The sequence below is a fragment of the Streptomyces sp. NPDC003016 genome, from assembly GCF_053591455.1.
On sequence record NZ_JBSFTV010000001.1, the window covers coordinates 87,642 to 100,904 of the forward strand.

At 68.0% G+C, this 13,263-nt stretch carries 10 protein-coding genes and 1 tRNA gene; 7 read left to right on the forward strand and 4 right to left on the reverse strand.

All coding sequences use genetic code 11. The annotated features are described in order from the left end of the window. Window positions 1-50 precede the first annotated feature (50 nt). Window positions 51-833 carry a transcriptional regulator gene (locus tag ACWDZ4_RS00375; protein WP_451506228.1) on the reverse strand — a complete coding sequence of 261 codons (783 nt, stop codon included), beginning with the start codon at window positions 831-833 and terminating at the stop codon, window positions 51-53. Window positions 834-942: 109 nt separating this feature from the next. Then, window positions 943-1,017: transfer RNA gene (locus tag ACWDZ4_RS00380), tRNA-Leu, on the reverse strand. Window positions 1,018-1,115: 98 nt separating this feature from the next. Between ACWDZ4_RS00380 and ACWDZ4_RS00385 the strand changes: the two genes are divergently transcribed. From ACWDZ4_RS00385 to ACWDZ4_RS00410, 6 genes are all read left to right on the forward strand, one after another. After that, a complete protein-coding gene (locus ACWDZ4_RS00385) occupies window positions 1,116-1,778 on the forward strand; it encodes an ANTAR domain-containing response regulator (RefSeq protein WP_451506229.1) in 663 nt (220 codons plus the stop codon). Window positions 1,779-2,175: 397 nt separating this feature from the next. Beyond that, the gene (locus ACWDZ4_RS00390; protein WP_451506230.1) at window positions 2,176-3,312 is read left to right on the forward strand and encodes a branched-chain amino acid ABC transporter substrate-binding protein; all 1,137 of its coding nucleotides are present in this window, start codon (window positions 2,176-2,178) and stop codon (window positions 3,310-3,312) included. 141 nt (window positions 3,313-3,453) lie between these two features. After that, the gene (locus ACWDZ4_RS00395) at window positions 3,454-4,377 is read left to right on the forward strand and encodes a branched-chain amino acid ABC transporter permease (RefSeq protein ID WP_451506231.1); all 924 of its coding nucleotides are present in this window, start codon (window positions 3,454-3,456) and stop codon (window positions 4,375-4,377) included. Further along, complete coding sequence (locus ACWDZ4_RS00400) at window positions 4,374-5,732, forward strand: branched-chain amino acid ABC transporter permease (protein WP_451506232.1); 1,359 nt, start codon at window positions 4,374-4,376, stop codon at window positions 5,730-5,732. Before ACWDZ4_RS00395 ends, ACWDZ4_RS00400 begins: the two co-directional genes overlap by 4 nt. Next, entirely contained in the window at window positions 5,732-6,640 is a 909-nt protein-coding gene (locus ACWDZ4_RS00405; protein ID WP_451506233.1) for an ABC transporter ATP-binding protein, read from the forward strand. Before ACWDZ4_RS00400 ends, ACWDZ4_RS00405 begins: the two co-directional genes overlap by 1 nt. Beyond that, the gene (locus ACWDZ4_RS00410; protein ID WP_451506234.1) at window positions 6,637-7,398 is read left to right on the forward strand and encodes an ABC transporter ATP-binding protein; all 762 of its coding nucleotides are present in this window, start codon (window positions 6,637-6,639) and stop codon (window positions 7,396-7,398) included. Before ACWDZ4_RS00405 ends, ACWDZ4_RS00410 begins: the two co-directional genes overlap by 4 nt. A gap of 164 nt (window positions 7,399-7,562) precedes the next feature. Here ACWDZ4_RS00410 and ACWDZ4_RS00415 read toward each other — a convergent pair whose 3' ends face one another. Both ACWDZ4_RS00415 and ACWDZ4_RS00420 read right to left on the reverse strand, forming a co-directional pair. Further along, window positions 7,563-8,036, reverse strand: coding sequence for a PaaI family thioesterase (locus ACWDZ4_RS00415; protein ID WP_451506235.1), 474 nt, complete (start codon window positions 8,034-8,036; stop codon window positions 7,563-7,565). Between the two features lie 50 nt (window positions 8,037-8,086). After that, window positions 8,087-10,405: an FdhF/YdeP family oxidoreductase gene (locus ACWDZ4_RS00420; RefSeq protein WP_451506236.1), complete on the reverse strand. Its 2,319-nt coding sequence runs from the start codon at window positions 10,403-10,405 to the stop codon at window positions 8,087-8,089. Between the two features lie 118 nt (window positions 10,406-10,523). Between ACWDZ4_RS00420 and polA the strand changes: the two genes are divergently transcribed. Further along, window positions 10,524-13,235, forward strand: a complete 2,712-nt coding sequence (polA, locus tag ACWDZ4_RS00425) for a DNA polymerase I (protein ID WP_451506237.1) — start codon at window positions 10,524-10,526, stop codon at window positions 13,233-13,235. Window positions 13,236-13,263: the final 28 nt, after the last annotated feature.

The following is a 13,263-nucleotide window of genomic DNA, read 5'->3' on the forward strand; positions in this document are numbered from 1 at the left end:
AAGGGCCCCTCCGGGGAGGGGCCCTTCCTTGTGCCGTGGGTGTCGCGGGGTCAGTGCTTCGGCCCGATGTGCGAGTCCATCAGCGCGACGGACGCGCGCTTGGCGACCGAGATGCTTTGGGCTGCACGGCTCTGGCGCGACGGCTTCCATTCGACGCCGAGTGCGTCGAGGGTGTCGGTGAAGAGGCGCAGGATGTCGACGGATGTGTTGGTGAAGAAATACCGCGGGTACTGGTAGCGCTTCCGTTCGCCGCCGATGATCTTTTCGGTCCAGTTGGTGATCCGGCACCCGTCCGAGTGGACGAGCCCACGGATGAACTCCCATGGGCAGTCGTTGACGATGGCCTGCTGCCATGCTTCGAGCGCGATCGCCCGCTCATGCTTCTTGCCCGGACCGTGCTGAGGGAAGAGGCACGGCCAATGGCGGCCGTAACTGGTGACCATCACACAGCCCTCCAGCTGGAGGACGTATACGGAATCTTCGGGACGGACGGCCGTGATGGCGTTCCAGCACAGGCCGATCAGGCCCGGCCAGGCATCGGCGCACGCGATGCGCAAGTAGTAGCCGCCGCGACGGTGCGGGCTGATGCAGCCGTCGCCGAGGTAGAGGCCCAGGAGGTATGCGTACGCGGCGGTGTCGGCCGGAACTCCTGGTACGGGCAGGCATCGAGGACACGGTGCGGCTTGTCTGGATATGCGCGGCAGTGGCTCGGCACGGGTCTGCCACTCCCGGATGGCGGACCGGGATATGCCGGTCCGCTTGCTCACGGAGTTGAGGCTGAGACCTTGGGCGACAAGGGCCAGTGCGTCCTTGCGGGTGCCAATGTCGTACATGTGGTCGAGATTCGCTCGATCTCGACGAATCGAGGACGGAACCGCGATCCGTTCACGCATTCACGTGAACTTCGCCGATTGTCCCGTGACCTTCGAAGCTAAGGAAAAGTGCCCCAGGTGGGATTCGAACCCACACTGTCCGCTGTTTGAGAGCGGCCTCTCTGACCGATTGGAGTACTGGGGCCTTAGAAAGGAAGGGTTGGTGACGCCCTGCGCGTACCTACCTTACAGGAGCTAGGTAGGCTCTTGGGGAGCTGTACCTGCCGTGGAACGAGGAGCCCCGTGACCACCCCCGAGTCGCCCCAGCCCGTCGCCGACGACGACGACAAGTCGCACGTCCCGCCGCTGACGACCCGCGTCGTCATCGCCGAGGACGAAGCCCTCATCCGTCTCGATCTCAAAGAGATGCTCGAGGAGGAGGGCTACGCGGTCGTGGGCGAGGCCGGTGACGGGCAGCAGGCCATCGAGCTCGCCCGCGAGCACCGGCCCGACCTCGTGATCCTCGACGTGAAGATGCCCGTGCTGGACGGGATCTCCGCCGCCGAGAAGATCACCGAGGAGTCCATCGCTCCCGTCCTCATGCTGACCGCGTTCTCCCAGCGCGATCTGGTGGAGCGGGCGCGGGACGCCGGGGCGATGGCGTACCTGGTGAAGCCGTTCAGCAAGAGTGACGTCGTACCGGCCATCGAGATGGCGGTGTCGCGGTTCACGGAGCTGAGGGCGCTGGAGAACGAGGTCGCGGACCTCACGCAGCGGCTGGAGACGCGGAAGCTGGTGGACCGGGCGAAGTCGGTGCTGCAGACGCAGTACGGGCTGACGGAGCCGGCCGCGTTCCGGTGGATTCAGAAGACGTCCATGGATCGTCGTCTGTCCATGCAGCAGGTGGCCGAGGCGGTCATCCAGGATGCCGAGGAGAAGAAGGCCGCCAAGGAGCAGTCCTCGTAGTTCCGCGTTCCGCGGCGCCCGTGCGTCGGGGCCCGTACCGCCCGGTGGGCGGTGCGGGCCCTTTTCGTGTGGGGTGCGGACCGGGGGTGAACAGGCCGTTTCCGTCGCGTCCGGCCCTCGGGGGGATCCGGATCCGAGACGTCCTGATCTTGTACTGCATGAGCGACATGTCCGCTCACGGGTAAGGAGTGTTCTCTTTCCGGCGCATGACCGAGGTCACAGGGCGATCACACATCCGTTCGTCACCTATGCGGGTGACGTGGAGGCTGAGTAGATTCCCCGCACATCACGCGGTGTTGTGCCGACGCGTGCACATGGGGGGTCAACCCCCCTTGTTTTACAAGATCGCTGTGGCTGCCCCAGGGGGTTCGTAGTGCTGAATAAAACTATCGTCAAGGTGGCTGTTCCGGTGGTCATCGGCGCGTTGGCGCTGACTGGTTGCGCTGGGGACTCCGAGGCCGGGGACGGCGGCTCGTACAAGATCGCTTTCCAGGGTCCGCTCTCCGGTGACAACACCGCGCTGGGTGAGAACGAGGACAAGGGTGTCCGGCTGGCCATCGAGCAGGCGAACGCCAAGGGTGATCTGCCGTTCAAGCTGGAGTACCTGCCGGTCGACGACCAGGGGCTGCCGGAGAAGGCGACCGCCGCCGCTCAGAAGGCCATCGACGACCCGGACGTGATGGCGGTCGTGGGTCCGGCGTTCTCGGGTCCGACGAACTCGGCCGCTCCGCTCTTCGGTGACGCCGGGCTGACCGCGCTGTCGGCGTCGGCCACCAACCCGACCCTGACCGAGCAGGGCTTCAAGACCTTCCTGCGCGGTGTGCCGAACGACAGCGCCCAGGGCGCCGGCATGGCGACGTACTACGCCAAGAAGCTGAAGGCGAAGTCGGTCTACCTGCTCGACGACAAGTCGGACTACGGCGTGGGTCTGGCCACCGTCGCCGAGAAGGAACTGAAGGCCGCGGGCGTCAAGGTCATCAAGAAGTCCGTTCCGGCGAAGACCCCGGACTACAGCGCGGCGGCCAAGGAGGTTGTCAACTCCAAGGCGGACGCGCTGATTTACGCGGGTTACTACCAGGACGGCGCGCCGTTCGCGAAGAAGCTGGACGAGGCCGGCTACAAGGGCGCGGCGATCTCCGGTGACGGCACGAAGGACGAGAAGTTCATCGAGCTTGCGGGCAAGGCCACCGAGGGATGGTACCTGACGTGCCCGTGCACCGACGCCAATGTCGAGTCGGCGACCAAGGAATTCGCCACGGAGTACAAGAAGAAGTTCAAGGTGAACCCGGGTACGTACTCGGCCGAGGCGTACGACCTGGCGAACATGATCATCCAGGAGATGAAGAAGCTGGGTGACAAGGTCGACCGGGAGGGTCTGCACCAGGCGCTGCAGAAGGCCACGTACAAGGGTCTGACCAAGGAGTTCTCCTTCGACGACAAGGGTGAACTGAAGATCCAGAGCGTGTACCTGTACCAGGTCAAGGACGGCAAGATCGAGTACCAGGGCGCCGTCGAGGAGCTGGCCGGAAGCTGATCCGGCAGGGGGCCGCGTCCTTCCTGTCGGGGGACGCGGCCCGTTGTTACCCACCGCACCTATCTGCTCAGCACGGCCGGTTCCGGTGCCGATCGCATCGGTCGGCCGGTCTGGTACAGCTCCCACAAGGAAGTCAGCTCGATGTCCCTCAATGAGTTCTGGGACTATTTGGTCCTAGGGGTGGTGCTCGGCTCGATCTACGCCGTCATCGCCATCGGTTACACCCTGGTCTACGGTGTGCTCCAGCTGATCAACTTCGCGCACAGCGAGGTTTTCATGCTCGGTGCGTACGGCGGCCTGATATCCCTCACGGTCATCGCGCCGGGTGACAGTCCCTCGGCGCTCGCCTCGGTCGGTTATGTGGCGCTCGGTCTCGCGGCGGGCGGGCTCTTCGGAGCGGTCACCGCGTACGGCCTGGAGAAGGTGGCGTACCGGCCGCTGCGCCGGCGCGGCGCGCCGCGGCTGATCTTCCTGATCACCGCGATCGGTGCTTCGTTCTTCCTCTACAACCTGGCGGGCAAGCTCTTCGGCCGTGACCCGTTGCCGATGCCCGACGCGTACGAGAACAAGAAGGTCTTCTCGCTCTTCGGGGCGGACCTGAACGTCACGCAGCTGCTGCTGCTCGGGGCGGCTGTGGTCATGATGATCGGTCTCGATCTGATGGTGAACCGCACCAAGCTCGGTTCCGGTATCCGCGCGGTGTCGCAGGATGCGGAGGTGGCCGGTCTGATGGGTGTGGACATCGACAAGGTGATCTCGCGGACGTTCGTCATCGGTGGTGTGCTCGGTGGTGCGGCGGGTTATCTGTACGGCACGTTCACGCAGGTCAAGTTCGACATGGGCTTCATTCCGGGTATCACGGCGTTCGCGGCGGCGGTGGTCGGCGGTATCGGCAACATCCGCGGGGCGATGCTCGGCGGGATGATGCTGGGCGTCGTGGAGACGCTGACGGTGCCGGTGTTCGGTGGCGAGTGGCGGCATGTGGGCGCGTTCGTCGTGCTGATCGGTGTGCTGATGTTCCGGCCGACCGGCATCCTCGGTGAGCGAGTGGGGAGGACGGCATGAGCGCTGATGTGTCGGTGAAGGATCCGGCGGCCAGGGCTGCGCGGCTGCGCCGTGTGGCGTGGTACCAGCAGCCTCGGGTGAAGCGGCTCGGTGCGATGCTGGCGCTGGGTGTGGTGCTCACGATGATGGTGGGCGAGCAGGGCAACACGCGTGACATCTTCTACTCGCTGGGGACCAGCTTCACGGGTGTGAACCTGTGGGTGTGCGTGGGTCTGGCGGTGGTGATCTGGGCGGTGCGTGAGTTCGCGGGCGCGTCCGTGTCGAAGGTGGCGGGTTCTGCGGTGGCGGCTGGCCGTGCGCTGCCGGTGGACCGGGTGCGGACGCTGTTGCGTACGCAGCCGAAGCTGAAGTGGGGGCTGGCGGTGGCGGGGCTGCTGCTGGCGTTGTTCGCCCCGTACAACCTGACGGGTTACTGGCAGACGGTGCTGGTGGACCAGGTGGCGACGTACGCGCTGCTGGCCATCGGGTTGAACGTGGTGATCGGCTGGGCGGGTCTGCTGGATCTGGGGTTCGTGGCGTTCTTCGCGGTGGGTGCGTACAGCGCGGCGTTCTGGACCGGTGCGCTGCCGGTGGATCCGCCGGTGGTGTTGAACAACTTTCTGGTGATTCCGGTCGCGGTGCTCACCTGTCTGATCGCGGGTGTGCTGCTGGGTGCGCCGACGCTGCGGTTGCGTGGTGACTATCTGGCGATCGTGACGCTGGGCTTCCACGAGATCGTGTACATCGTGGCGAAGAACGCGGACGGTTTCACGGGTGGTTCGGCCGGTGCGCGGCAGATTCCGAAGTTCTCGGCGTTCGGGTACGAGTGGAGTCTGGAGCGGATGCCGTACTGGTATCTGCTGGTGACGGTCATCGTCGTTCTGATCATCGTCTTCGTGCGTCTCGAGCACTCGCGGGTGGGCCGGGCGTGGACGGCGATCCGTGAGGACGAGGTGGCGGCCGCCGCCAATGGTGTGGACACGGTGCGGTTCAAGCTGATGGCGTTCGCGATCGGTGCGTCGACGTCGGGCATCGCGGGTGTGGTGTACGCGAGCAAGGTGGGTTACTTCAATCCGGAGAACTTCGTCATCCTGAACTCGATCCTGGTTCTGGCGTACGTGATCTTCGGTGGTATGGGGTCGATCCCGGGTGTGCTGATCGGCGCGGCGATCCTGGTGTGGCTGCCGGAGGTGCTGCGTGACTACGTGGATCCGTCGGACCGGTACATGTACCTGGGTGCGCTGCTGGTGGTCATGATGATCTACCGGCCGCAGGGTGTGTGGCCGTCCAGGCGTCGTCAGCGGGAGCTGAAGATGGCGGAAGAGGGCTTGGGCGACGCGGATGCGATGTCCGAGCCGGTGGGAGGCAAGGTCTGATGTCCACCGATGTGACACATGGTGCGGGTGGTTCCGGGGCGGCTGTGGCCGCCGAGGAGGATCTCGTCCTCCGGACGTCGGACGTGACGTTGCGGTTCGGCGGTCTGACGGTGCTCGACAAGGTCGAGATGCAGATGCGGCGGGGTGAGATCCTCGCGGTGATCGGGCCGAACGGTGCGGGCAAGACGTCGTTCTTCAACTCGCTGACGGGGGCGTACACCCCGCAGGAGGGGCGGATCGTCTTCCTGCCGATGGGCGGCGGGGAGAAGTCCCTGCTGGGCAGTAAGCCGCATCTGGTCAACCGGTACGGTCTGGCGCGTACGTTCCAGAACATCCGGCTGTTCGGTGCGCTGACGGCTCTGGAGAACGTGAAGATCGCGGCGGAGACGCGGCTGAAGGCCGGTCCGGTGTCGATCATGCTGGGGCTGCCGAGCGCGCGGAAGGCGGAGCGGGAGAGCGACGAGCGCTCGATCCGGCTGCTGAAGTTCGTGGGGCTCCATGACAAGCTCAACGAGGTGGCGGGGTCGCTGTGTTACGGCGATCAGCGCAGCCTGGAGATCGCGCGGGCGTTGGCCACGGAGCCGCAGGTGCTGCTCCTGGACGAGCCGGCGGCGGGCACCAACCCGACGGAGAAGCTGGAGCTCGAGCGGCTGATCCGGCGCATCAACACCGAACTGGGCGTCAGTGTGCTGCTGATCGAGCACGACATGCGGCTGGTGATGTCGGTGGCGGACCGGGTGATGGTCCTGAACTTCGGCAAGAAGATCGCCGAGGGGACGCCGAGTGAGGTGCAGCAGCATCCGGCGGTGGTGGAGGCGTACCTGGGTACGTCGGCCGCCGACGCGGACGCGGTGCGGAACATCATTGCCGAGCAGCGTTCGGCGCCGGACGAGGAGAGCACTCAGTGAGCACGACGACCGAGCTGCAGAAGGAGTCCGGCGGGCCGGTCGCGGTGCCGCTGCTGGAGCTGAGCGGGCTGCGGGTGGCCTACGGGGCGATCGAGGCCCTGAAGGGGATCGACCTGACGGTCGGTGAGGGCGAGATCGTGGCCCTGCTCGGTGGCAACGGCGCGGGCAAGACGACGACGCTGCGTACGGTGTCGGGGATGCTGACGCCGCGTCAGGGCGAGGTGCGTCTGCGCGGGGAGCGGATCGACGGCATCAAGTCGCACGAGCTGGTCAACTTCGGGATCGGTCATGTGCCCGAGGGGCGCCGGGTGTTCGCGCGGATGAGTGTGCGCGAGAACCTGGAGATGGGCGCGTACCGCTTCAAGGGTGTGGACTCGGCCGACATGGACCGGGTGTACACGCTCTTCCCGCGGCTCGCGGAGCGCAGGAGCCAGCTCGCGGGCACGCTGTCGGGCGGTGAGCAGCAGATGCTGGCGATCGGCCGCGCGCTGATGAGCCGGCCGGAGCTGTTGCTGCTCGACGAGCCGTCGATGGGTCTGGCGCCGCTGATCGTGGAGCAGATCTTCGAGATCATCCGGGAGATCAACGAGCAGGGCACGACGGTGCTCCTGGTGGAGCAGAACGCCACCCAGGCGCTGGGGCTGGCGCAGCGCGGTTATGTGCTGGAGACGGGTTCGGTGGCGGTCTCGGGGCCGGCGCAGGATCTGCTGGCGGACCCGCGGATCCGGGCGGCGTACCTGGGTGAGGGCGCCGCGTGAGGTAGCTGCGTGAGGTGGTTGCTGGTGGGGGCGGGCCGTGTGGCCTGCTCGTGCCGGTGCACGCTGTCGCGCCTGATTGCCACGCCGGCCCCGGCCCGGACGCGAAGAGCGTCCGGGCCGGGGCCGGCGGTGTGCGGTGTGTGGAGCCGGCGGCCGCCCGGTGGTCAGCGCTGGGTGCGGTTGTCGCCCATGTCGCGCAGCATGCAGGTCAGGCGGGCCGTGCAGACGCGCTTGTCCTGCTCGTCGGTGATGACGATTTCGTACGTCGCGGTGGAGCGTCCGCGGTGGACGGGGGTGGCCACGCCGGTCACCAGGCCGCTGCGGGCGCCCCGGTGGTGCGTGCAGTTGAGGTCCACGCCGACGGCGAGCTTGGAGGAGCCGCCGTGCAGCATGGAGCCCACGGAGCCGAGGGTCTCGGCGAGCACGGCAGAGGCCCCTCCGTGCAGCAGGCCGTAGGGCTGGGTGTTGCCTTCGACGGGCATGGTGCCGACGACGCGCTCGGCGGACGCCTCGACGATCTGCACGCCCATACGGGTGCCGAGGTCTCCGGCGGAGAAGAGGGCGGGCAGGTCGACGCCCAGCCGGGCGTACTCGTCGATGACCTCTTGCGGGAACTTCACAGTCGTCTGCTCGCCCATGGGGCCCGGCTCCGATCGTCGTACGGCGTCCATCGTCCTTAAGCGAACGCTTAGGCGTTGGGTGATTGTTCCAGACGTACGATCACGGACTTGCTCGCGGGGGTGTTGCTGGTGTCCGCGGTGGCGTCGAGGGGCACCAGCACGTTGGTCTCGGGGTAGTAGGCGGCGGCGCAGCCGCGCGCGGTCGGGTAGTGCACCACGCGGAAGCCGGGCGCGCGCCGCTCGACGCCGTCCTTCCACTCGCTGACGAGGTCGGTGTAGGCCCCGTCGGGGAGGCCGAGTTCGCGGGCGTCGTCCGGGTTGACGAGGACGACGCGGCGGCCGCCCCTGATGCCCCGGTAGCGGTCGTCGAGGCCGTAGATGGTGGTGTTGTACTGGTCGTGGGAGCGCAGCGTCTGGAGCAGCAGCCGGCCCTTGGGGAGTGTGGGGTACTCGACGGGCGCGGCGGTGAAGTTCGCCTTGCCGGTGGGGGTGTTGAAGCGCCGTTCGTCGCGCGGGCCGTGCGGCAGGGTGAAGCCGCCGGTTGGGGTCTCCCCTGCTCGAACGGAGTCGAGAGCCCGGGGAAGGGCGACGCGCGCGTTGAAGTCCTCGAAGCCGGGGACGACGCGGGAGATCCGGTCGCGGATGCTGCCGTAGTCCTTCTCGAAGTCTTCCCAGGGGGTGGTGGAGGCGGGGCCGAGGACGGCGCGTGCCAGCCGGGCGACGATGGCCGGCTCGGACAGCAGGTGCGGGCTCGCCGGGGTGAGGTTGCCTCGGGAGGCGTGCACCATGCCCATGGAGTCCTCGACGGTGACGAACTGCCTGCCCGCGGCCTGTACGTCCTTGTCGGTGCGCCCGAGGGTGGGCAGGATCAGCGCGCGGGCGCCGGTGACGGCGTGCGAGCGGTTGAGCTTCGTCGACACGTGGACGGTCAGGCGCGCCTTGCGCATCGCGGCTTCGGTGACGGCGGTGTCGGGGGTGGCGCCGACGAAGTTGCCGCCCATGGCGAAGAAGACCTTGGCGTCGCCGTCGCGCAGCGCCCGGATGGACCGTACGACGTCGTATCCGTGGTGGCGGGGCGAGCTGATCCCGAATTCCTTGTCGAGGGCGTCGAGGAAGGCGGGGGCGGGGCGTTCGAAGATGCCCATGGTGCGGTCGCCCTGCACGTTGGAGTGTCCGCGCACGGGGCACACGCCGGCGCCGGGGCGGCCGATGTTGCCGCGCAGCAGCAGGAAGTTGACGACTTCGCGGATGGTCGGCACGGAGTGCTTGTGCTGGGTCAGGCCCATGGCCCAGCACACGATGGTGCGCCGGGAGGCGAGGACCATGGCGAGGGCCTGCTCGATCTTCGTGCGCTCCAGGCCGGTGGCGGCGAGGGTCTCGTCCCAGTCGGCGTCGCGGGCGGCGGCCGCGAACTCCTCGTACCCATGGGTGTGTTCGCGTACGAACTCCTCGTCGACGGCGCCTTCCGCCTCGATGATCAGTTTGTTGAGCAGGCGGAAGAGCGCCTGGTCGCCGCCGAGGCGGATCTGGAGGAAGAGGTCGGTGAGGGCCGTGCCCTTGATCATGCCCCGCGGGGTCTGCGGGTTCTTGAACCGTTCGAGCCCGGCTTCGGGCAGCGGATTCACCGAAATGATCTTCGCGCCGGCGGCCTTGGCCTTCTCCAGGGCGCTGAGCATCCGAGGGTGGTTGGTGCCCGGGTTCTGCCCGGCGACGACGATCAGGTCGGCCCGGTGCAGGTCCTCCAGGGAGACGCTGCCCTTGCCGATGCCGATGGTCTCCGTCAGGGCCGAGCCCGACGACTCGTGGCACATGTTGGAGCAGTCCGGCAGGTTGTTCGTGCCGAATTCGCGGGCGAAGAGCTGGAGCAGGAACGCCGCTTCGTTGCTGGTGCGGCCCGAGGTGTAGAAGACGGCCTCGTCGGGGGAGCCGAGTGCCTTGAGCTCCTCCGCGATGATCTCGAAGGCCCGTTCCCAGGTCACCGCGTCGTACCGGTCGGCGCCTTCCGCCAAGTACATCGGCTGGGTGATGCGGCCCTGCTGGCCCAGCCAGTACCCGCTGCGCGTGGCCAGGTCGGCGACGGGGTGCGCGGCGAAGAAGTCGGGTGTGACGCGGCGCAGCGTCGCCTCCTCGGCGACGGCCTTGGCGCCGTTCTCGCAGAACTCCGCCCTGTGCCGCTTGTCCTCCTCGGGCCAGGCGCAGCCGGGACAGTCGAAGCCGTCCTTCTGGTTGACCTTGAGGAGCGTCTGCGCGGTGCGGCGGATTCCCATCTGCTGCTGGGCCATCTTCAGCGTGTGCCCGATGGCGGGAAGCCCTGCGGCGGCGTGCTGGACCGCCGCGACCTGCGGAGCGTCCTGGACCGGGTCATCTGCGGGCGGCTTGGCAGCCATGGCGCTCCCCTTCGAGCGGGCGGTTCTGTTCCGTATGTCTTCGATCCTGTCACGCTCCACTGACACCGTGCGAGGGCGTGGGGCCGGATTGTCAGTGGCGGCGCCTAGGATCGGGGACGTGTCAGAGACAGCATCGAAGAAGACCGCAGACAACCGTCCCCGCCTGCTCCTCATGGACGGGCACTCCCTGGCGTACCGGGCGTTCTTCGCGCTGCCCGCGGAGAACTTCACGACCGCGGGCGGCCAGCCGACGAACGCCGTCTACGGCTTCGCGTCGATGCTGGCGAACACGCTGCGCGACGAGGCGCCCACGCATTTCGCGGTGGCCTTCGACGTGTCGCGCAAGACGTGGCGCTCCGAGGAGTTCCCCGAGTACAAGGCGACCCGTTCGAAGACGCCCGACGAGTTCAAGGGGCAGGTCGAGCTGATCGGCGAGCTGCTCGACGCGATGCACGCGGACCGGTTCGCGGTCGACGGGTTCGAGGCGGACGACGTCATCGCGACGCTCGCCACCCAGGCCGAGGCGGCCGGCTTCGACGTGCTGATCGTCACGGGTGACCGGGATTCGTTCCAGCTCATCAGCGACCGCGTCACCGTGCTGTACCCGACCAAGGGCGTCTCCGAGCTGACCCGCTTCACCCCGGAGAAGGTCCAGGAGAAGTACGGGCTGACCCCGCAGCAGTACCCGGACTTCGCGGCGCTGCGCGGCGACCCGTCCGACAACCTGCCGGGCATCCCGGGGGTCGGTGAGAAGACGGCGGCGAAGTGGATCAACCAGTTCGGTTCGTTCGAGGAGCTGGTGGCCCGCGCCGACGAGGTCAAGGGCAAGGCCGGGCAGAACTTCCGGGACCACCTGGAGGCCGTGAAGCTCAACCGCCGCCTGACCGAGATGGTGCGTGACGTCGAGCTGCCCAAGGGGCCGCTCGACCTGGAGCGCGCTCCGTACGACCGTGCGGCGCTGACGGGTGTCCTCGACGTACTGGAGATCCGCAACCCGAGCCTGCGCGAGCGCCTGCTCGCCGTCGACCCGGGTGCCGGTGAGGAAGAGGCCCCGGCCCCGGCCGCCGGTGTGGAGATCGACGGCACGGTGCTCGGCTCCGGTGAGGTCGCGCCCTGGCTGGAGCAGCACGGCGGGCAGCCGCTGGGTGTCGCCACCGTCGACGCGTGGGCGCTGGGCTCCGGCAGTGTCAGCGAGATCGCGCTGGCCGCGGCCGGCGGTGCGGCGGCCTGGTTCGACACCTCCCAGCTCGACGAGGCCGACGACAAGGCGTTCGCCGCCTGGATCGCCGACCCCACGAAGCCCAAGGTCATGCACAACGCCAAGGGCGCCATGCGGGTCTTCCCCGAGCACGGCTGGCAGGTCGACGGCGTCACCATGGACACCGCGCTCGCCGCCTACCTGGTCAAGCCGGGCCGCCGTTCCTTCGCGCTGGACGCCCTGTCCGTGGAGTACCTCCACCGTGAGCTGGCCCCCGCGGCCGCCGCGGACGGGCAGCTCGCGTTCGGTGCGGACGAGCGGGCCGAGGCCGACGCCCTGATGACGCAGGCCCGCGCGGTCCTCGACCTCGGCGAGGTCTTCGGCGAGCGTCTCGACGAGGTCGGCGCCACCGACCTGCTGCACAGTGTGGAGCTGCCCACCTCCGTCCTGCTGGCCCGCCTGGAGCGGCACGGCATCGCCGCCGGCCGCGCCCACCTGGAAGCCCTGGAGCAGCAGTTCGCGGCGGCCGTGCAGCAGGCGGTGAAGGAGGCGCACGACGCGGCGGGGCGGGAGTTCAACCTCGGCTCGCCCAAGCAGCTCCAGGAGATCCTCTTCGGCGAGCTCGCGCTGCCCAGAACGAAGAAGACCAAGACGGGTTACACCACGGACGCCGACGCCCTGGCGTGGCTGGCGGCGCAGACCGAGCACGAGCTGCCGGTGATCATGCTGCGCCACCGCGAGCAGGCGAAGCTGCGCGTCACCGTCGAGGGCCTCGTCAAGTCCATCGCGACGGACGGCCGGATCCACACCACCTACAACCAGACGGTGGCGGCCACCGGACGACTCTCCTCCACCGACCCCAACCTCCAGAACATTCCGGTGCGTACGGATGAGGGCCGGGCCATTCGCCGGGGCTTCGTCGTCGGCGAGGGCTACGAATCGCTGATGACCGCCGACTACAGCCAGATCGAATTGCGGGTGATGGCCCACCTGTCGGAGGACGAGGGCCTGATCGAGGCGTTCCTGTCCGGCGAGGACCTGCACACCACCGTCGCCTCCCAGGTGTTCGGCGTGGAGAAGTCCCAGGTCGACCCGGAGATGCGCCGCAAGATCAAGGCCATGTCGTACGGACTGGCGTACGGCCTCTCGGCGTTCGGCCTGTCCCAGCAGCTGAACATCGACGCCGGTGAGGCCCGCGGCCTGATGGACACCTTCTTCCAGCGGTTCGGCGGCGTACGGGACTACCTCCAGCGCGCCGTCGAGGAGGCCCGCGCCACGGGCTACACCGAGACGATGCTCGGCCGCCGCCGCTACCTTCCCGACCTCAACAGCGACAACCGCCAGCGCCGTGAGATGGCCGAGCGGATGGCGCTCAACGCCCCGATCCAGGGCACGGCCGCGGACATCGTCAAGGTTGCCATGCTCAACGTCGACCGGGCCCTGGAGGAGGCCGGGATGACCTCCCGGATGCTCCTCCAGGTGCATGACGAAATCGTGCTGGAGATCGCGCCGGGCGAGCGTGAGCCGGTGGAGGAGATCGTCCGCCGCGAGATGGCCGGCGCCGTCACGCTGCGCGCGCCGCTCGACGTGTCGGTGGGTGTGGGTCCCGACTGGGAGTCCGCCGCACACTGACGCACGCTGCCCCCGGGACGCCCCGCGG